Annotated in this window: 17 protein-coding genes and 1 pseudogene; 7 read left to right on the forward strand and 11 right to left on the reverse strand. The window is 62.5% G+C overall.

What is annotated here, in order from left to right; genetic code table 11:
• The coding region (locus EAH89_RS21550) for a YcjX family protein (RefSeq protein WP_161993706.1) at nt 1–1,136 on the reverse strand (1,136 nt) is incomplete at its 3' end.
• 133 nt (nt 1,137–1,269) lie between these two features.
• Here EAH89_RS21550 and EAH89_RS21555 point away from each other — a divergent pair.
• Nucleotides 1,270–1,614: a helix-turn-helix domain-containing protein gene (locus tag EAH89_RS21555; RefSeq protein ID WP_140885781.1), complete on the forward strand. Its 345-nt coding sequence runs from the start codon at nt 1,270–1,272 to the stop codon at nt 1,612–1,614.
• A gap of 212 nt (nt 1,615–1,826) precedes the next feature.
• Here the strand turns inward: EAH89_RS21555 and EAH89_RS21560 are convergent, their stop codons facing one another.
• The gene (locus EAH89_RS21560; protein ID WP_140885782.1) at nt 1,827–2,705 is read right to left on the reverse strand and encodes a KilA-N domain-containing protein; all 879 of its coding nucleotides are present in this window, start codon (nt 2,703–2,705) and stop codon (nt 1,827–1,829) included.
• A 1,315-nt stretch (nt 2,706–4,020) separates the two neighbouring features.
• On the opposite strand from EAH89_RS21560, the gene EAH89_RS21565 reads away from it, so the two are divergent.
• A complete protein-coding gene (locus EAH89_RS21565; protein ID WP_140885783.1) occupies nt 4,021–5,952 on the forward strand; it encodes a site-specific integrase in 1,932 nt (643 codons plus the stop codon).
• A gap of 1 nt (nt 5,953) precedes the next feature.
• Entirely contained in the window at nt 5,954–7,129 is a 1,176-nt protein-coding gene (locus tag EAH89_RS21570) for a site-specific integrase (RefSeq protein ID WP_161993707.1), read from the forward strand.
• 85 nt (nt 7,130–7,214) lie between these two features.
• Here the strand turns inward: EAH89_RS21570 and EAH89_RS21575 are convergent, their stop codons facing one another.
• The 5 genes from EAH89_RS21575 to EAH89_RS33530 form a co-directional block, all read right to left on the reverse strand.
• The gene (locus tag EAH89_RS21575) at nt 7,215–7,841 is read right to left on the reverse strand and encodes a hypothetical protein (protein ID WP_140885785.1); all 627 of its coding nucleotides are present in this window, start codon (nt 7,839–7,841) and stop codon (nt 7,215–7,217) included.
• Nucleotides 7,831–8,373 (reverse strand): hypothetical protein, encoded by a 543-nt coding sequence (locus EAH89_RS21580; RefSeq protein WP_140885786.1) that lies wholly within the window; start codon nt 8,371–8,373, stop codon nt 7,831–7,833. The genes EAH89_RS21575 and EAH89_RS21580 overlap by 11 nt, the downstream gene beginning before the upstream one ends.
• A gap of 122 nt (nt 8,374–8,495) precedes the next feature.
• Nucleotides 8,496–9,377, reverse strand: a complete 882-nt coding sequence (locus EAH89_RS21585) for a CBASS oligonucleotide cyclase (protein ID WP_206667635.1) — start codon at nt 9,375–9,377, stop codon at nt 8,496–8,498.
• A 63-nt stretch (nt 9,378–9,440) separates the two neighbouring features.
• Nucleotides 9,441–10,394, reverse strand: coding sequence for a hypothetical protein (locus tag EAH89_RS21590; RefSeq protein WP_206667636.1), 954 nt, complete (start codon nt 10,392–10,394; stop codon nt 9,441–9,443).
• A 26-nt stretch (nt 10,395–10,420) separates the two neighbouring features.
• Nucleotides 10,421–10,999, reverse strand: coding sequence for a 7-cyano-7-deazaguanine synthase (locus EAH89_RS33530; RefSeq protein WP_408906313.1), 579 nt, complete (start codon nt 10,997–10,999; stop codon nt 10,421–10,423).
• Between the two features lie 308 nt (nt 11,000–11,307).
• On the opposite strand from EAH89_RS33530, the pseudogene EAH89_RS21600 reads away from it, so the two are divergent.
• A pseudogene (locus tag EAH89_RS21600) lies at nt 11,308–12,014 on the forward strand (helix-hairpin-helix domain-containing protein); the annotation flags it as partial.
• A 48-nt stretch (nt 12,015–12,062) separates the two neighbouring features.
• Here the strand turns inward: EAH89_RS21600 and EAH89_RS21605 are convergent.
• The 4 genes from EAH89_RS21605 to EAH89_RS21620 form a co-directional block, all read right to left on the reverse strand.
• Nucleotides 12,063–12,389: a hypothetical protein gene (locus tag EAH89_RS21605; RefSeq protein WP_140885790.1), complete on the reverse strand. Its 327-nt coding sequence runs from the start codon at nt 12,387–12,389 to the stop codon at nt 12,063–12,065.
• Nucleotides 12,390–12,395: 6 nt separating this feature from the next.
• Nucleotides 12,396–13,022, reverse strand: a complete 627-nt coding sequence (locus EAH89_RS21610; RefSeq protein WP_140885791.1) for a ParA family protein — start codon at nt 13,020–13,022, stop codon at nt 12,396–12,398.
• 443 nt (nt 13,023–13,465) lie between these two features.
• Nucleotides 13,466–13,873: a hypothetical protein gene (locus EAH89_RS21615; protein ID WP_140885792.1), complete on the reverse strand. Its 408-nt coding sequence runs from the start codon at nt 13,871–13,873 to the stop codon at nt 13,466–13,468.
• A gap of 43 nt (nt 13,874–13,916) precedes the next feature.
• The gene (locus EAH89_RS21620) at nt 13,917–14,234 is read right to left on the reverse strand and encodes a hypothetical protein (RefSeq protein ID WP_140885793.1); all 318 of its coding nucleotides are present in this window, start codon (nt 14,232–14,234) and stop codon (nt 13,917–13,919) included.
• Nucleotides 14,235–14,813: 579 nt separating this feature from the next.
• Here EAH89_RS21620 and EAH89_RS21625 point away from each other — a divergent pair.
• The 3 genes from EAH89_RS21625 (at nt 14,814) to EAH89_RS33165 (ending at nt 19,036) form a co-directional block, all read left to right on the forward strand.
• Nucleotides 14,814–15,791, forward strand: a complete 978-nt coding sequence (locus tag EAH89_RS21625) for a hypothetical protein (RefSeq protein WP_206667637.1) — start codon at nt 14,814–14,816, stop codon at nt 15,789–15,791.
• A 175-nt stretch (nt 15,792–15,966) separates the two neighbouring features.
• Nucleotides 15,967–16,155: a type II toxin-antitoxin system ParD family antitoxin gene (locus EAH89_RS21630; protein WP_140885794.1), complete on the forward strand. Its 189-nt coding sequence runs from the start codon at nt 15,967–15,969 to the stop codon at nt 16,153–16,155.
• Nucleotides 16,148–19,036: a PAS domain-containing protein gene (locus EAH89_RS33165; protein ID WP_140885795.1), complete on the forward strand. Its 2,889-nt coding sequence runs from the start codon at nt 16,148–16,150 to the stop codon at nt 19,034–19,036. Before EAH89_RS21630 ends, EAH89_RS33165 begins: the two co-directional genes overlap by 8 nt.
• Nucleotides 19,037–19,070 lie beyond the last annotated feature (34 nt).

The raw sequence follows: 19,070 nt of genomic DNA on the forward strand, positions 1-19,070 counted from the left end.
CCCACGGGCTCACGGGCGCCTTCGACGAGGTCGCGCAGCAGGTGGCAGAGGTTGGTCCGGTGGTTGTGGGGCACGTGGTCGGCTTTGGTGGCGACGAAGGCCACGCGCTCGATGGCGCTCTGCCGCGACCAGAGGCTTCCCCAGTCCTGCTTGTAGGTAAGGCAGCCGGCGATGAGGGCCAGGGCCTGCTCCGTGTCAAGGAAGGCATCCCGGCCGCTGTGCAGGGCGCCGAGCACGTCGACGAGCAGGATCTGTCGGTCGAAGCGGGCGAAGTGCGTCTCGAAGAAGCGTGCCCGCATGTCGGCCTTGTAGGCCTCGAAGCGCTCCTCCAGCAGCGCCGCCGTCGTGCTGCGTAGCGGGTGGTCCGGAACCTCGTCGAGCGGGAAGAACCACATGAAGGGCGCGTCAGCCCGCGGGCCTGGGCAGAGGAAGCGTCCGGGCTGGAGCAGACGCAGGCCGTACTCGTTCTGACAGGCGTGCAGCCCGTCGCGGTAGAGGCCGTGCAGCCGGCGCAGACGCTCGTGCTCCGCCCTGGCGCCGGGCTCCACGGTGGGGAGCTGCTCCAGGAAGGCGGCGCAAGCGAGGCTGCGGGGCGCCTCGCGCAGGCGGGCCAGGGTCTCACGCGACCAGGCCTGGAAGGACTGGTTGAGCATGGGTAGGTCGAGCAGCCACTCGCCGGGGTAGTCGAGGATCTCCAGGCGCAGGCGCTCGGGCCCGAGGTGCTTCCGGAAGGTGCCCTCCCGGTCCAGCACGAGCTCAATGGCGGTCTCGGTGAGGTCGTTGGTGCGGGGCGGCCAGTTGGGTTCGACGGCCGTCAGGGTCGCCAAGTTGCGGGCGTGGTCGAAGAGAGGTGTCTCGCTGCTGCCGGGCGGCACCAGGCGCACGCTGCGCAGGCGCGACGGTGCGCCGCTTCCTGCCGCCTGCCCAGCTAGGCGCTGGTGCAGGCTCGGCAGGGTGTCAAAGCTGCGGCCCAGCGCCAGGAGGTTGGTGATGAGAGAGGTGACGAAGACCGTCTTGCCGGCGCGCGACAGGCCGGTCACCGCGAGGCGCAGGGTCGTCTCGTGCAGAAGGGCGTCGGTGCGGGCGGAGGCGTCGTGGGCCGTGTTGCGCAAGCCAGATTGAAGCCAGGTCAGCATGCGAGAGAGAGCCTCGGGCGAGGAGAGGATGGGCGGCAGGCCGCGGTGCGGGCGCTGAGTATTATACACTAAACGTGAATAATAACACGATAAGTTTATAGGCGAGGCACGATCTCTGCCGCACCACCGCGGCATGCAAGAGGTCGGCAGCCGCCTGCGCGTGAGAGCCCGGGTGCTCGGGCTATCCGACGCCGAGGTGGCGCGCCGGGTTGGCCTCGGGGCTACCCGCTACGCCAACTACGTGAATGGGACGCGTGAGCCCGACTTCGCCACCTTCCTGCGCATCTGTCAGGTTCTGGAGACCACGCCTAACGATCTTCTCGGGGTCGGGGGTGAGCAGGCGTCGACCCCGAGCGCCGACGTGCTGCTGCGTCGGATTGAGGCAGCTGCCAGGGTGATGGACCTGCAGACGCTGCTGGTTGCGGCTGAGGTGGTCGAGGCCCTGGCCCGACGGACACCTGGCGGCCAACGGGATTAGCAAGCCCGCAACAGCCCGGCGCCCGACCGGTGGATTGGCTACGGGACGTGCCAAGCCCTGACCATGTGCAGAACAGGCGTGCGTGCAGCAGAGCTAAAAGCAACCTTTTCGTCCCGTCAGCCACTTTGACCCCCGAAACGCGAAAAGCCCCATGACCTCGGGTGAGGTCATGGGGCTCTGCGTGCCTCCTCTGGGAGGAGGCGTGGGTTGGCTCAGCTAGGGGGCAGCGGCAGCGAGCGCTTCAGCGCCCGCCACCGCAGGGCGAGCACCGCCGCCTGGAAGCGACGAAACTCGGGCATCCGCTCGAACTGGACGACGTAGCCGCCATAGGTCAGCTCATCGTGGCACGCTCCGCAGACCAGCCATCCATGCTCCGGCCGGTTCAGGCCGCGATGGTAGTAGTGGTCGAACTCGGCGCCCTCGATGACGCGGCCCTCCTCGGTGAGGACGGGCGCGCTCGTGCAGCAGGGACACCGGCCCAAGTAGGGCTCGGCCGCCACCGCCTCGATGATGAGCGCCTGGCTGCGCAGCGAGAAGCGCCGCCGCTGGCCGAGCACCACCTCCTGCGCCGAGACCTGGAGGAACATCAGGTCGGCCGCGTGCCGGTCGAGCGTGTCGAACCGGCGGTGCAGGGGCTCAAAGAGGCGGGTGAGGTGCGCCATCAGCCGGTCGCCGCCGGGTGCGGGGACTGCGTCCCGCCGCTCCATGGCGGCGCGGACGACGGTGTTGCACCAGAGGTGAAAGGGCGGCGAAAGGTAGCGCCCGTAGGATAGCGCGAGCTGCCAGTGGGCCCAGGTCCCGCCGCCCTGCCCTCGGATCGTGGCGACGAAGCGGTCGGTGTCGGTGTCGGCACCCCTGTCAGGGTTCCAAATGCCGACCTCGTCGGCATTTGCACCGAACGGGTCGAGGACCTCGCAGGGCTGGGTGTCGGCATGGGCACGGAGGCGCTTGGTTTCCTCAAGGGAGAGCCAGTCGGTCGGGCGCCGGGTGTCGGGTCGGCCCGCGGCCTTCCACATGTCGGTCAGGTTGAGCATCGCGCCACGTAGGCGGATGGGGGTGCCCTCGTAGGTGAGCGTGTTGATGGGGGTCATGGGTGATCTCCAACCTTGTTTCGGCCTTGCTCAAGGAGCCGCGTCAGTCGGCTTGGGAGCTGCCGAGACGGGTGGAGAGGACGGGGGCAGGCTAGAGGCCTGCCGCCGCCCCAGGACGCCGCTGCAGCGGCGTCCTACCCGGTGCTGTGGCTTGGGATGCGCAGGGAGCCCAGGCCAGGATGGTGCCGCGTCTGGCGCGGCGTGCCGGTGCGTCAGCCCCGGGGTGAGCCGGGGCGGCGCCGGGTGAGCCCTCTCATCGCCGCCACCCTGCCCCCGCGGGCAGGGTGATGGTTCGCAGAAGCAGCCAGGCTCAGTGCCGGATGCGCGGTGCCGGGCCGAGCGGCGCCATGGAGGGCGCGGCAGGGCTCCGCCGGGCGGGTGAGATGAGAAGGGAGGACGAGAGGCTCGCGGCCGGTCTCCCGAGCCAGGCCTGAGGTGGGCGCGACGTGGTGGGCGCCAGTGCTGGGGAGAAGGACGAACTGGCAGGCTGGCGGGGAGACAAGAAGGGCCGCGCCTCTCGTTTATACCACATGGGGATGCATGCTGATTTTTACAATATCAGATCGAGTATTTTTACCAGTAGAGGTCGATTTTCGATGCCGCCTACACCTCTATAGTGAGGTGATAAGTCATTTTTAATCGGCTTAGTTATGACTCATCAAGTAACTAATCTCACCAACTGCGGTTGCAAACCTTGTTAACGCTCAGCGGCACACAGGCATTCCGGCATAGAATAAGCCTTCTAATTGACTTCAACGCCCAAAATTTTGTGTCGAGTTGCGCGGTCGGCATACTTCGTTTGGCTGTCGTGGAGCTTCTGGAAGGTAACGAAGCGCTGGGAATTGAAGCAGGTGATCTGCTAAGGAAAACCACACCCAGACCTGAGCCGCAAAACATCGCTCTCAAGCCATTCTCCAGCATTGGTCAACAAGGCAGCTGCACTGCCCATACCTGCGCCGCACCTGTTATGCTGTGATCACACGACTATTTCCACGGCAAAGTTTACGACCGCCCAGTGCCACAACTTTTCACGCCGAGGAAGGCCTATAAACTGTTTGACCGCTCTCGTCGGAGCATCCGCTATCGGATCTGCGCGGGAAAGCTGCGCGCTTGTCAGGGTAGGTCGAACCTCATCCATTCGGTGGGCCGAACTGGAACCGATGTTGGTCCTTAGGGGAGACTTGACGATGAGCCAGAACCGCGGGTCTCACAGATCGCACGGCTGCCGAGTAGGCCATTCTACCTGATAAGTTGGGTGTAGACTCTTCTCATAATTGTTGGCAGCCTCGACGTCGCCTGAGGAGAGGAAGCGACGGTGTCCAGTCAACTGCAGCTCAAGTTCCCTCTCGGGAAACCAGCCCAACAGGCACGCAACGGATCTCTCAATGCCGCAGACGCTCTCGCGTTCATCGAGAGCTACCCAAACCTCGAAAAGACACAGCGAGCTCAACTTGCCAGCGCCGTCCGCAAAGCCGTTCGGATCTGCCGGCCCGAGCTTGATCAACGAGGTAGAGACAAGGCAGCTATTCTGCACGCTGCTCAGGTCGTTCCCATGGAGTGCAGTTACCTGAATGCCCGGCTTTTTAAGGCCAGCTCCGCAATGCATGGCCTAGAGGACGCCTCATTCGACAATCTTGTCTATAAACTACGAGACGTATTCCGACTGTTTGGGCGCTACCCACCTGATTTACCTCTTTCTGGCAATTTAACGCCGCCCTGGCAGGCCCTCTACCGCTTGCTATCACGCGAGCGGCAGAAAGGGCTCATTGCCTTCTTTGGCTACTGCGATCAGCAAAACCTCCTGCCGACAGAGGTAAAGCAGAAGGTCCTGGACGACTTCGTGACCTGGACTGCGGAGAAAACTCTCCACCGTGACCCGGTAGGCAGGGGACGGCGGGCCGCATCGAATTGGGAATGGGCACGTCAGCACATTGAGAGTTGGCCCGATATTCCGCTCGTACGATCCGGAATGCGCGAGGAATACACCCTTCCTTTTACCGCTTATCCAAGCTCCTTTCAGGATGATGTTGAAGCATTTCTCGATCGCTACGCCTGTCGGACTAAGGAGGAAATTTTTCCGGATAAGGTTACCGATCCCACTTACAAAAGTTTTCGCAGCCGCAGACGACCACTCAGTCCCCGCTCGGTTGAGACACGTCGCTATCAGATCCGACAAGCTGCCGCCGCTCTGGTCGCTGAAGGCGTTCCGATCGAAAGCATCACCAATCTGAACGATCTTGTGCAGCCAGTTGAACGGGTCAGGACCATCCTGCTCTTTCACCGCAGCCGTGTAGAGGAGCGGCAGAGACGGCAGGAGGAGCTGGAGCAGCCGGCTGGGGCAGAAGTGTTGGTTCCCTCCTCTAACGCCAGAAGCACGTTCCAGGACATTCGCACGTCAAACCTGGCCGGTATCGGTGAGGCGCTACGGCAGATAGCCCAGTTCCACTGCTGCGTGAGCGAGGATGACCTCGCTTTGATGAAGGAGTGGATCAGCCAAATCAAGCCACCGCAACAGACCAGCATGACGGAGAAGAATACGAACCGCCTGAGAGCATTCTTGGACACGCAGATCTATCCGCAGATCATCCATTATCCGGCGAGCCTGATGCACCGAAGCAGTGCGTCGGAACTCAAGCCGCAAGCAGCAGCGAGGCTAGCGCTTTACGCAGTTGCCTTTGAGATCCTGACAGTCTGCCCCCTGCGGCGAGGCAACCTTGCAGGTCTTCGCCTTAAGCAACATGTGCGCCGTGCCAAACCAGATGGTCCGATCACCCATCTTCATCTGCGTGCGGAAGAGGTCAAAAACAGGAAGGCGATTGACTGGCCTCTTCCTCCCGAGAGTGTCGAGCTCATCCAGCGTTACCTGGACCAGCACCGCTGCCACCTTGCGGAGCCTGGCAACCTCTTTCTGTTTCCCGGCAAGGGTCAACGTGGTCGCTCTGGGCACGACCTTGGTGTCGGTCTCACGGAGCGCTTCGAGCGAGACATCGGTGTGAGCTTCAACACCCATGCCATGCGCCACCTTGCGGTCGTCCGGTTCCTGATCAAGCACCCCGGAAAGTATGAAATCGTTCGTCGCATCCTGGGTCACAGCCGGGTAGAGACAACACTCGCTTTCTACTCGGGTCCAGAGATGGACCGAGCCATCGCACTCCTTGCCGACGTTATCCGGAATGATCGTCGCGAGTTCGGGCCGCCGGCGCTGTCCCCGCCGAAGAAGCCTCGCACCAAACGAGGGGACAACTAGGATGACGTCTCAAGCATCACGTGGTGCTGCAAAGCTTGTCTTGAAACTGGAAGACTGGCCGACAACCTGGCAGGAGCTCTGGCATACTGGTTTGAGGCCGGGAGAGCTTCTGGGTAAACGCCCGTACGCGGCAAAGTTGAGCGATATAACAATTCGCAATGCAAGGCGAGGTTTCGGAGCCTGGCTGCACGTGCTGCTCGAGGAGAGCAGCGTGGACCTGAACGCTCTACCATCGGACAGCATGACGCCAGCCAATGTGCGTCAATTCTTTGGGGCCTTAAGATCCCGCGGCAACACAGACAACACCCTTGTCACCCGCCTTTACGACATCCAGTGCGCGCTGCGTATTATGCAGCCTGACATTAGCTTCCCATGGCTTACCTCGCCGGGCGGTGTGTCGATCCGCCAGCAACTGCAGCCCGAGCCGAAGCGGAAGGATGCGGTGAGGAGTGCTGAACTTCTGCACTGGGGATACACGCTTATTGAAGCAGCACCACAGCGCCGCAGCGCCGACCTTCGCCTGACCCAGTACCGCAATGGCTTATTGATTGTGTTGTTTACCTATCTTGCTCCTCGGCTACGCAGCATGGCACTGCTGCGGATCAGCAAACATCTTGAGGTGTCAGATACGAGCTACCGTATCGTCCTCAGGCGCGAGGACAACAAAACCAAACGCGAACGGATTGATTATCTTGTTCCTGACGATCTCGCTCCCTTACTGGCCCACTATCTCCAAGTCATCCGCCCAGCATTGCTCGGGGACGCTCGGCACGACTGGCTGTGGGTGAATGCGAACGGTACTCGCTTTGGACAGCGTGGCATCGAAGGGATGATCTGGCGAGGCTCAGAAATCCACTTGGGCCGAAAGGTCGGTCCCCACCAGTTCCGCCATGCCCTTGCCACGACCGCGGCGGAGAAACTTCCAGACTTTCCTGCTCTGGCCGCGAGGATCCTTGCCACTTCGCCCCGGGTTGTAGCAGAGCATTACAACCGCTCTCAGGACCAATTGGCCATTGAAGCCTTCCAAGAACACATGCGTGAGGAGCGAGGAGGATTGCTGAACGGTCTTGCCGCACCCTTGCGTATGCCGCCAGCCGTCGCTGCGGTCCCTCGCAACTCAGCCCGACTTCGCCGCTGTCAAGGAGTGCTGCCGTTGTTCGATACTAAGCTTGTTTGAGAACCATTCTGCTCGGCCTGCTTTCCCCCTCTGGAACGCCGTCACCATATAAACGTTAACGACATCTGCTATCAGTGCGTTTCTGTTACGTGTTTTTCCAGCTACCTGCGGCAGCGTAGCGCCAGAGCATCAAATCTATCACCCTCACCCTTTCGCCCGTAGCTTGAGCAAGGGCGGCGCAGAACGTGTGCGGATCCGAAAAACCGTGCGCGTGCGCCATGCGCACAAGATGTCGGTCAGGCTTGGCCACGTCGAAGCCTAGGTTCTTGGCCAAGTGCCACACTGTCACCTCGCCGATGTGCGGAAGCAGCCGTAGCTCGGTCATGGGCCGTTCGACGATGGACCTCTTCAGCGCGTAGAAACCCGCGTGCTCCACACGGCGTGCGACCTCAACAATAGCAGCGAGCTTGCGCGGATTCTTGAAAGCCCTACTTGCGGAGAGAGCGCACGCATCACTTGCGGCAGTTATCTCAGCGGCAGATTGCCAATCAAAAAAGCATAGGCTTATATAGTCAAAAACTCGGCGAACCATGGACTCGCGAAAGCCGCCGCACAAGATAACCCAGGCTGTCTCGCGTAGCAGATCAGACTCTGTAAAATGTTCGGGCTCCACCGTACGCTGCCAATCGAGCTCACCTTCAGGTGTTAGGCGAAATGCAGCGGCTCTTGCCTTTTCGAAGGTTGCCAACGCAAGGTCAACATTAGGTTGCATCGCGCTTACCGTAGCTGAAATTGTCTTTTAGCCAGAAACGCAAACGCGTTAACGTGAGCGAGGCCGCTGGGCTTGAGTCAAGGTGTTTACTGATGGCGATCTTAAGCAAATGCCTTTGCTTTTGCCGTAGAAAATCTCCCTCAGGAATTGAGGTTGCTCCCGCTGCACCGTAACGAGCGAAAATCGGCCGACACGCCTGTTCTGTGATCTCGGCCGACGCCGCTAGCAGAACTCCTGCGTCGCGTTTCACCTCGGTGTAACCTTCAAATGCGCGGGCGTGCGCGTCGGCGCGCCCTTTCCAGTCAACACGGAGCTGAACAATGGACAAGCCGAACACGGCTACGCCGAGAAGACCTACCCACACCTGGGGCTCAAACCCGAAGGGCGTCAGCGTTAAATTAATTCGAGGCTCGACAAAGGCGAGGGCCGCTAGCCAAGCTGACGGGAGCAGAATGGCTAGATCCAGCCCAAGTGCCCGACGCTTGTAGCGATCGCGGAGCCCTGCATGCGCCGTGCACATCATGTCGGACACTCGCGCGACGCGCCGCATTTCGTCGCGGAGATCGTTGACAGTACCCGTAGTGCCCAAGCCTCCGACACGTAAAGGGGCACTGTTAGGCTGAACAGCGCTTGGAGAAGCTTCAAGCCCCTTGCTCATTCGTCCAAACCGAAGAGACCGCGCCAACGCGCCAGTGAGCCGGCAGCATTTGCGTTGCGCATCCGTTTTGCGATGGCGCCAAGTACGTGGCCTGCTGCAATTCGCTGCGGACTCTCAGCGTCGCCCAGGTAACCATCAACGTGAACCGACTGGCCAGTGCTGTCGCGAATAGGGGAGCGGACCAGGTCGCGTGCCTTTTCGAAGAACGATGGGAGCATGGCTGCCGTCGTCTTCGGGCCATTGTAGCCCCGGAATGCTGCGATTGCGAGACTTTCTACGTGATAGCCGGAGAGGCGCTGCGCCTCTGGCAAAGTGCCGTTGATAGCCTTAGCAAGCTTGATAACCGGAACCAACTTGCCGCCGCACTCGCTATTCCTGCGTGTCAAAACCTCCTGAAAGGCTTTTGGGTCGATGGCAGACCAGGCGTGGGGCTGTCGCGAGGAAGGTACGCGCAGACGTCCGTCCCCTTCTCGGACCGCAGGGAGAAGCTGGATCATCATTCCGTCATTGTACTCGACAGTGACAGCCATCTGGCCGTGCGTGATGACGGCGCGTCCAGCTAGTCGCTCCCTGAGTACTTTTTCCATGCGCTCAAGCGCCTTCCTCGGCCCACCGTCTGCCAAACTCGCGTCATTAAGGATAAGAAGGGTGTCCACGTCGCTGAGGCCATCGACGTAGGTGTGCTTGGCTACGGATCCGCCGAACACTTGGTCGAGGGTACCTTCTAGGGCGCCCTCAAGTGCTCGCTTCACATCCTCAAGCCGTTCACGGACGAGTTCGACGTCGCGTCCGTTATAGCCTGCGAGTAGTTGTCCCAGCTCACTCGACAGAGTGGATTCGAAGCTCGCATCCGCGCTTTGCTGCTCGGAATTTCGCACGAGCTGTACCAGCTCCGCCGGTGTCCTACTGCCCACCCAGCTGCCACCACCTCCACCACCCATCTAACCCTCCAACGCCTCAAGCAGGCTCTCATGCGCTTTTCGAAAGAGGTCGCTATGATGTTCGAAAGAGGCGAAGTCGCCGGTGCTCAAAAAACGGCGCATCTCCAGCTCCATATCTTTCATATAATAGTAGTTGCTGAACCAGCACCGCCCGTCCACCACATGAGCTCGAGTGTTTAAGCCTAAATCAAGAGCGGCGTAGTTGTGCCGGTAGATCGTTAGACCCCGGTGAAACGCGTAACGCAACCAAGTGAGACCGTCGAAGATGTCGGCGCCGGCCAGGAAGTAGAGCGGTGTCGATACCGTATCCAAGCTGCCAAAGATGTGGATAGGGATCTGTTCCAGCCCAACCCCGTCGATGGCTCGGCGCAGGTGCGCGATGTTGCGCATGCGGTCCAGCAGAGAATTACCGACCTCCTTTTCCGTTACTCCAATTACGTCGAAGTCGCCCAGAGCCCGAACGTGCTTTGGCTGCAGAAGGGTGTCCATCTGTAAAAATCGCTGCTGCGTGGTTTCAGGCTTGAGCAGGATCTCCCGCGCAATGCCCTTGCGCCCGGGTGCGAGTGACCTCGCACGATCAATTTGGTCGGCGACCGGCAGACGTTCATCAGGATGGTCGTAGCTGATTAGCACAGACGGCACAGCCGGGGTCCAGCCTGCGAGAACCTCCTCGTGCTTGTCGCGGCTCCAGGGTCGCGGCGAATGTTCGCGATCACCCACGTCCGACAGCTCGACATCCCTTCCCGCCTCATAGCCACCGCTATCAAGGAACAGCAACGGGGCAAAGTCGAAGGGTGGTTCTACCTTTTTGTGCCAAAGATCATAAGCGCTTACGAGTGCGGGGCCGTCGATCACCTCGCTCGTCGCGGCGACTACCTTGGCAACGTCGGGAAACCCTTTGCTCGAGAAGGAAGGCACCAGAAGTGGAGTCCGCTCCACCTCGACGCCATCCACCAGAATAGCTCGGCGTCTCGCCAGCGTTAGCATCCTAGAATTGCTCTATCGCGGCATGACGCGCAGGTACCGCAGGGGGGTACAGCCCCAGCCTCGCAGCTGTAGGTCTTGCTGATCGGGATGCTCGCGTCTCGACAATATGCGAGCACGTCAGCCTTGGACCAATCCAGTAGCGGTGTGAGGACGCGCACACGCCCATCCGTGTGCTCGGCAACTAAACGGTCCATCGCGCCAGCGAAGGCTGGTGAGCAGTCGTAGTAAGGCGTGCCAGCATGGATACCAAGAACGATGCTGCCTCCCGCGATGCGCCCAAAAAACAGGGCTGCAAGGACGAACATCGCATTCCGCCCCGTCAACTCGCCTGCGCCAAATCTACTTCCGCTTGATAGTGTTAGTTTGCATAGGGAAATACCCAGGTGTCGAGCGATCTTTTGGGCGGCGTACCGTTCCGGACCGGCCGCCTGCTGTCCATAGGACAAAAAGAGGCCGGTCACAGAATGTCCGGCCTGCTGGAGCAGGTGGGCACAGGCAGCGGAGTCAAGTCCGCCGCTTAACAGAACGATGGCCGTTCCTGCGGAGGTAGGCGGAGCGCTCAATCTGGTCACTACTCAGCTGTCATAGCTGGTACGGCTCGGCTTGCAACAACATTGTAGGGTTATCAGTGGGTCTCACCCGAGCGGCACTGTTTTGGGTCAGTGGTCACAGTCGAACACGCCCCTTTGCTTCCTGTCATTCAGGCTGCGGGCCATGCCCTTGGCCACAGCGCGACCTTCTGCCCCCCGACAAATGGGTTGCCGACGTCCACATGGGCGAGATGGGTATGTAGGGCTCCCGTCCGGCGTCTCGTTATTCCCTGGGCAGGGTCCCTCCCCTCTCCTGCTGCCGCAGCCTCGTTGTCGGTCTGGTAGAGCCCGTGAGTCAGTCTGCCGCCCAGCGCGCCTCCCCCTGCGCCACCGCCCCCACCGAGGCCCTGGCGGGCTTGGTGGAGCGGGTGACCTACCACAACGCCGAGAACGGCTTCTGCGTGCTGCGGGTCAAGGCGCGCGGGCACAAGGACCTCGTCACGGTGGTGGGGCACGCGGCCAGCATCGCCGCCGGCGAGTGGGTGCAGCTCTCCGGCAGCTGGACCAACGACCGCACCCACGGGCTGCAGTTCCGCGCGGGGTTCCTGAAGGCGAGCCCGCCGACGACGCTGGAGGGCATCGAGCGCTACCTCGGCTCGGGCATGATCCGCGGCATCGGCCCGGCCTATGCCAGGAAGCTCGTCCGCGCCTTCGGGGACGCCGTGTTCGACCTGATCGAGGCCGAGCCCGCGCGGCTGCGCGAGGTCACGGGCATCGGCCCCAAGCGGGCGTCACGGATCGTGGCCGGCTGGGCCGAGCAGAAGGTCATCCGCGAGATCATGCTCTTCCTGCACGCCCACGGGGTCGGCACCTCGCGGGCGGTGCGGATCTACAAGACCTACGGTGCGGACGCGGTGCGGGTGATCAGCGAGAACCCCTACCGCCTCGCCCGCGACATCCGCGGCATCGGCTTCCGCACCGCAGACCTCGTGGCCCAGAAACTTGGCATCGAGCCCACCGCCATGATCGGGTGCGCGCCGGCATCTCCTTCGCGCTCACACGCACGATTCGCCTACCTAGCCGGTAGGTAGCCGCTATCAACTGGCTATAAAGCCGCTTTGCGACTATTTTTCCCGCTTAGCGCTTCAACCGCTTGCTCGATGACCTCGGCCACGAGCAGGCCGCGCTCCTCGGCCAGCTTTAGGATGCTGGCCTTGGTTTCGGCGGTGACCTTGACGTTCAGCTGGTGGACCCTGCCCGTAGCTCGGAGCGACCGACCGTCCAGTACCGGCGGCGGCGCCAAGGCGAGTCCGGCCGCTGATGGTTCCGCGGGCGGCGGTAGCTCCGGCTGCCGCTCGATGCCCGGAGCGCCTTCATCCATCGGGGGCGGGCTGGGCAGGCGGCGCTTCAGCTTCGATGCGTCGATTGCCACGTCGGGCTACTCCGGGATGCTGTCGATAATGGACTGGACGACCGTTTCGGCTGCCGCGCGCAGGGTCGGGGCGCTTACTTCGGTGACCGTGCGGCCCGCGTTCTGCGCCTGCCGGTAGGACGCGCGCTCCGGCAGGTAGCCAGTTGCGACGCGATACCCGGCCTCGCTGATGTAGCCCCGCGCCGCCTCGGCCTCGGCCTCGGTGCTGATCCGGCTGAGGGCGCAAATCAGACGCTCCCTTGGGATGCCCGCCTTAACGAGCGAGTGCGCCACCCGGACCAGCGGGCGCAGGTCGTCCATGGACGCACCCGCTGGCAGCACGACGAGGTCGGCGGCCCGAGCCAGCGTGAGCGTGTCTCGGCTGGCGCGGGCGGGGCCGTCAAGCAGCAGAACATCCACGTGGGTCGCCAGGGCAAGGGCGGCGGTGACGTTAGGATACAGCTGCACCGGGGGCGTCGGTGCCAACCCGGCCCCAAGCCGGTCGCGGTGCCAGTCTACTTGGCTGCCCTGGTCTACGTCGAGGTCGGCGAGGTGAACCTCAAGGCCTGACCGCGCCAGCTCGACCGCGAGGGCGCGCGACAGGGTGCTCTTGCTGATACCGCCCTTGCCGCCCACGGCCGCGATCACCGTCACCGCTTTCTCCTCGCTTGGTCGCCGTTAGATAGCAGCTAGCTATACAAGGCGTCTAGCCGTTGGTGTGACCGTGCAAGTAGTTCCAGATGTGTTCCTGGCACGAGGCTCACTGCCTGAAAGGTGCACCAAGCTTGGCTACCCCGCTCTGGTCCTGCCGCAACGACGCGCTGTGGGCGCGCTGCGCCTGCGGCTGCACCGGCTGCGATCAGTTTCCGCGGGTAAACGGTATTGTCTAAGCATGATCACGGCTAGGTATCTGCTATCTGCTAGATATCTGATATCTGATATCTACCGGCTATTACGGTGTTGATACGGCGTCTGCGATAGGCAAGGTGCTTGATTTGGCTTTGAGCGCCAGGAGTTCGATAACGTTCCCGGCGGTCAAGAAGCCAACAATTTGCTTGACCCTGGGGCAGCAGGAGCCGTCTTCCAGCATCCGCCTCTCAAGCGGGGAGCGTGCCGCCGGTGAGGCCCACCAGATACGGGACGTTGTCCGCGTGGCCAGCCCCAGTATCAGTTCCTCCGGCGTGGTCCTGGCCCGGCGTGGTGCGGACGATCCGCGCTAGACGTTCGGTGTAGACGAACTCGTCGACACCCACCGCCGTCTTTCGGGCGCCGGTCGGCGGCACCACCGGCAGTCGCCGCGTATCGCGCTCGACCGCCAAGAGGGCGTAGGCGATGGCCTGGCGCTCCCGAGGCATATCCGGATACGCCTTCGAGTGCCAACCGACTGCGTCGTTTGCGATATCGAGCGCGCGCTCGTCGAACTGGCGCTCGATCAAGTGCCAGATATTGTGCTGGACAGTGACGCAGTACTCGCGGCCTCTCGGCTCGGCGATGTGGACCGCCAAGTCGTTGGATCGCGGGATAGCCCACCCGTAAACTGGAAAGCGACTAGTTAGCCGCTATCCGGCAGCGGCATGCCCCATTGATGGCGCGCGTTATGGCCACCGCGACAGCGTTGTCGGATGTGCATTGGGCGGCGCCGACAATCCCCGGCTGTGTGCCCAGGTACGCCAGTGCCTCCGTGGCGTCCATAATCAGCAGCCAGCCTTGGGAGTAGCGCTCGAGGTATGCAATGTCGTGTTGGTAGCGTCGGCCGCCGAGGTCCAGCTCGAAGTCAACAATGGCTTCGGGCATTGTGACAAGGTCCGAGACGTGAGCGCGGGCCTCCGCGTCGAAAGCCAGATCCGCCGTCGCCTCCTCACCCAAGCGCCTCTATGTCGAGAACAACGTCTGCACGGCGGCTGGTGAAACACGTCTCAGCCTTAAAAGGATGGACATCAGAGATGTCAGTCGTCAAAGGAATCGCAGGGTCACTTTGCGCTCCCTTGATGACGATACCGTTGCCAGGATGGCGCATGCGCGTGATCCGCCCCTTCTTCGAGCCTGCTTTCTTAGCCGTCATCGTGTTGCCAATGCTCTCAGCCTTGCTCCAGGGCGCTGCGAGGGAAGTCACCCTTGCTATGGCTTGGGCCGTGGGCGCCACCTCGGTGCTCAGCGGGATCGGTGCGCTGGCGACCGCTCTGAATGAGGGGCGGCGGACGTGGTGTTGTCCACAGCTCAAAGTCTAAAGAGTATCTATTAATATAAGTCTATTGGGTTTTTCCTCCCGTAAAATCATTGGCTTGCGGGGGGATCCTGACCCCGCGATTCCCAAGAATGACCCCGCGATTCCCAAGAATGACCCCGCGATTCACTAGACGAGGATCCGGCATCCACAGGATTGTGGACAACTCGGGAATGGCCGGGTCACTTTTGGGGCTCACAGGCTCGCGTCATGCGGCTACCATGCCGATTGCGGAATTGCCGGGTCATTATCGGGGGGACATGGTGCAGGGCGGACCGGATAAACTCACCGAGGTCGAGCGCCGCCGCCTAGAGCGGCTCGAGCGCACGCTCAAACATCGACGAGGCCGCCGGGCGCCTGCTGTCATGCCGAGCCGCCTCGCGCGAACGTCCGCCTTCGCGCCTCGCCAGCAGGGCCTCAGCAACGCCGCGGATTTCTCGCGGGTCTATGTCGTCCCCGGCCAAAGCGTCGTCGAGGTCCGGGGCAGAGAACTTGGGACGCGTCACCGGGACATGCTGATGGCCCTGTTCCGGCTACGGGCGCGTCGCGTCGAGGCAACGACCCCGCAGGGCGAGAAGTTTGTCTTCTGCCAAACCACGACGAGCTGGCGGGAGTTGCTCGCGGCATCGGGCCTGCAGAGCCACGTAAACAATCTGCTGACGTGCCTTCGGGTGCTGGAAGAACTGAGGACCACGAGCGTCCGCGTCTTTCGTGGGTCATACGAAGACTACCAGTCGGCCTCGGCCAGGGGGCGTCTCGCGGGCGCTGGATGGAGCGACGCGCTTATAGGAAAAATCGAGTGGGCGGGGGCCACTCTGGATGCCCGGCTTACGGTCGAGTACGGAGAGTGGGTCCGCCGCACCCTAGAAGAGCGGCACCTGGTTGCGGTGGACGCGGACGTCTATTTCCGCCTTGCTAGCGACCATGCACGCTGCTGGTGGCCATACATTGATAGCCAGCCCGCATACACCTGGATCTCCATCGAGACGCTCGCGCAGCTCGCCGGGCGCGACTACTCGGAGCTGACGACGCGTCAGCGTGTCAAGCTCCGCGAAGAAGCGAGGCAGGCGCTCGACGACATGGTCCGCGCCGGTGGGCTGACGTCGTGGTCCACTGAGCAGGTCGGCAGCGGCCGGGCTAAGTCCTACCGCTACCGCTACGAGCGAGCGGCCGGTCCGCAGGCCAAGCTGCCTCTCTAAAGCTACCACCAAGCGCCCAGCAGCCTTATCCATCCGGCCATAACGTTCCAGAACCCTGCCAAAGCTGTCGTTCGGCAGCAGCGCCTATCGGGTGAGTAGTGCCAGATACTCACGTTCATGTTTGAAGAGATTGTCATGAGGTGACACCCTCTCTTTCTCGCGTCACAGTTGTTGCATGGCTGCTCAGCACACCCTGCATGTCGCCCTCACCGAACCCCTTGTGCGGTATGTGGGAGGGCAGGTCGCATCGGGTCGCTACGCAACGGCAAGCGAGGTGGTACGCGCCGCTCTACGCCTGCTGATCGAACGGGACGCGGCTGCCTTGGACCGGTTGCCCGAGGCAGAGACATCCGCCGATGTCTGACCAGGAGACGAAGTTAGGTCCTAACCCCTCCCAAGAAGTGGCCGCTCTGCTGCGTCAGCAGACCACCCTAGCCCGCTTCGGCGAACTTGCCCTTCGCTCGGAAGACCTAGACGAGATCCTGACGGAGTCCTGCAGGCTCGTGGGCGAGGCGCTCGGGACGGATCTGGCCAAGGTGCTGGAACTGCAGGCGGACGGACGAACCCTGCTGGTGCGGGCCGGTGTTGGCTGGAAGCCTGGCGTGGTCGGCCATACGCAGACCGAAGCGGACGAGGACTCCTCGGAGGGACGTGCGCTCCGCACCGGCGGACCTGTCGTCTCGGCGGATCTCCTGCAAGAGACGCGCTTTACGACCCCCGCTTTTCTGCACGAGAACGGCGTTCGGGCCCTCGTCAACGTCGTCATCATCGGCGGCAAGGACCGACCGCCCTACGGCGTGCTCGAGGTGGACAGCCGATCACCGCGGCAGTTTGACGAGGACGACATCTCCTTTCTTCGGACCTATGCTAACCTGCTCGCTGCGGCCGTGGACCGGTTGCGGGTGCTGCAGGAGACCCGTCGGGCCTCTGCCTTCGTCCAGGCCACCTCCGAGGCCCTCTACTCGATGAGCCCTGACTGGAGCGAGATGCGCCGCCTTAACGGAGGCGGCTTCCTGGCCGACACCGAGACGGCCAAGCCGAACTGGTTAGAGGACTACATCCACCCCGATGATCAAGGCGAGGTGGCCGGCGCAATTTCCGAGGCGATCCGTACCAAGAGGCCGTTCCATTTCGAGCACCGCGTCCGCTTGGTCGACGGCACCCTAGGGTGGACGGCCTCGCGGGCGGTGCCGCTCCTCGATGCGAAGGACCGCATCACCGAGTGGTTCGGCGCGGCGTCGGACATCACGGAGCGGGTTCGCGCCAAACAGGCGGCAGATCGGATCAGGACACGACTGGAAACGTCGCTGCGAGTTGCACGGCTCGGCACCTACGAGTGGCATCCCTTAACGGGCAGGGTCGAGCTGGACGCTCGAGCCCGCGAGATTTTTGGCCTACCTGCTGAAGGGCAGGTTGATCAGGACGACATGTTCGGCCGCATGGCACCGGACGATGTGGACCGTGTTCGCGGGGAGGCCCAGGCGGCCATCAGTGACGAGGATGGGGACGCGACCGAGGGCCTCGGCCGGACGTTCGACATCAACTACGATATCGTGCTTCCGGATGGGTCACGACGATCAATCAGCACCAGCGGCACCACCGTTCTCGGCGACGACGGCGAGCGCCGCCTGCTCGGCTCCATCAACGATGTCACGGACCTCAAGCGCGCCGAGGCACTGCTCCGCGAGGAGAACGTGGCCCTTGGGCGACGAGTGGAGGACCGGACGCAGGAGCGCGACCGCATCTGGCAGCTCAGCCAGGACATGCTGGGCGTCGCCGACGCGGACGGAGTCTGGCTGAGCGTGAATCCTGCCTGGACGGCCATCCTTGGCTGGACGGCGGCCGAGATCGTTGGCCGGACCTCGCACTGGCTGCAGCACCCCGATGACTTGGTCCGCAGCCAGCAAAGCCGGGACAAGCTAAAAGCCGGCAAGGCCCTGTACGGTTTTGAGAACCGGCTTCGCACGCGAGATGGTGGCTACCGAACCATTCACTGGACGGCGATCCCCTATGATGGCCGGACCTACGGCGTTGGCCGGGATGTTACGGCCGAGCGGGTGAAAAGCCAGGCGTTGGCTGAGTCCGAGGCTGCCCTTCGCCAGTCGCAAAAGATGGAAGCCGTTGGCCAGCTAACCGGCGGTGTGGCGCACGACTTCAACAACCTGCTGACCGTGATCCGCTCCTCGGTCGACCTGCTAAAGCGCCCTGGCCTCGCAGAAGACCGACGCGCCCGCTACGTGGCCGCGATCTCCGACACTGTCGAGCGGGCGGCCAAGCTTACCGGCCAGCTTCTCGCCTTCGCAAGACGGCAGGCACTACGGCCCGAGACCTTTGCAGTCTGCGACAGCGTGCGCATGCTGAGCGAAATGCTAGCGACGATAGCGGGCTCAAGGATCGAAATCGTTGCGGGCTTAACAGAAGAGCCATGCTTTGTGAATGCCGATCTCAGCCAGTTCGACACGGCATTGGTCAACATGGCAGTCAACGCCCGTGACGCAATGAGAGAGGAAGGCCGACTGACCATCAGGGTCAGCACTGTCGAGGAGCTGCCGGCCACGCGCTCGCAATCAGCAGTGGCTGGCGCCTTTGTGGCGGTGTCGCTGACGGACACCGGCAGCGGCATTCCGCCCGATCAGCTGGAGAGAATTTTCGAGCCGTTCTTCACCACCAAGGAGCAGGGCAGGGGCACTGGCCTTGGCCTAAGCCAGGTGTTCGGCTTTGCCAAGCAGTCAGGTGGCGACATCGCCGTCCAGAGCCGGATCGGCGAGGGCAGCACGTTCACACTCTACTTGCCGCGTGTGGCCGCGCCGGATGCCCGGCCAGCAGAGGTAAGCGAGCCTGCTCCGCTGGTCGATGGGCATGGCACCTGCGTCCTTGTGGTTGAGGACAACACCGACGTCGGCGCTTTCGCGACACAGGCTTTGGCGGAGCTCGGTTATCGCCCCATTCTTGCCACCAACGCGGAGCAAGCCTTGGCAGAGCTGGACAAGGATGCAGACCAATTTGACGTCGTCTTCTCTGACGTGGTCATGCCAGGGATGAGCGGGATCGAGCTCGGGCAACGCATTCGCCAGAACCATCAGGACCTGCCGGTGGTACTTACCTCGGGCTATAGCCATGTTCTGGCCCAGAACGGTACCTACGGCTTCGAACTGCTGCACAAACCCTACTCGATTGAGCAGCTCTCGCGTGTTCTGCGGAAGGCGGCTACCCGGCAGCGGCGCAAGCGCATCCTTAGTCAGTAGCAGTTAGCGTCGAGCGTAACGGAACGTTGTCCGG

The organism is Muricoccus nepalensis (assembly GCF_006438825.1).
GTDB lineage: Bacteria > Pseudomonadota > Alphaproteobacteria > Acetobacterales > Acetobacteraceae > Roseomonas > Roseomonas nepalensis.

Coding starts and splice junctions, on each gene's coding strand:
- EAH89_RS33165 (WP_140885795.1), top strand. CDS start 16,148: ATGTCTGACCAGGAGACGAAGTTAGGTCCTAACCCCTCCCAAGAAGTG.
- EAH89_RS21560 (WP_140885782.1), bottom strand. CDS start 2,705: ATGACCCCCATCAACACGCTCACCTACGAGGGCACCCCCATCCGCCTA.
- EAH89_RS21570 (WP_161993707.1), top strand. CDS start 5,954: ATGACGTCTCAAGCATCACGTGGTGCTGCAAAGCTTGTCTTGAAACTG.
- EAH89_RS21575 (WP_140885785.1), bottom strand. CDS start 7,841: ATGCAACCTAATGTTGACCTTGCGTTGGCAACCTTCGAAAAGGCAAGA.
- EAH89_RS21625 (WP_206667637.1), top strand. CDS start 14,814: ATGCCGATTGCGGAATTGCCGGGTCATTATCGGGGGGACATGGTGCAG.
- EAH89_RS21630 (WP_140885794.1), top strand. CDS start 15,967: ATGGCTGCTCAGCACACCCTGCATGTCGCCCTCACCGAACCCCTTGTG.
- EAH89_RS21555 (WP_140885781.1), top strand. CDS start 1,270: ATGCAAGAGGTCGGCAGCCGCCTGCGCGTGAGAGCCCGGGTGCTCGGG.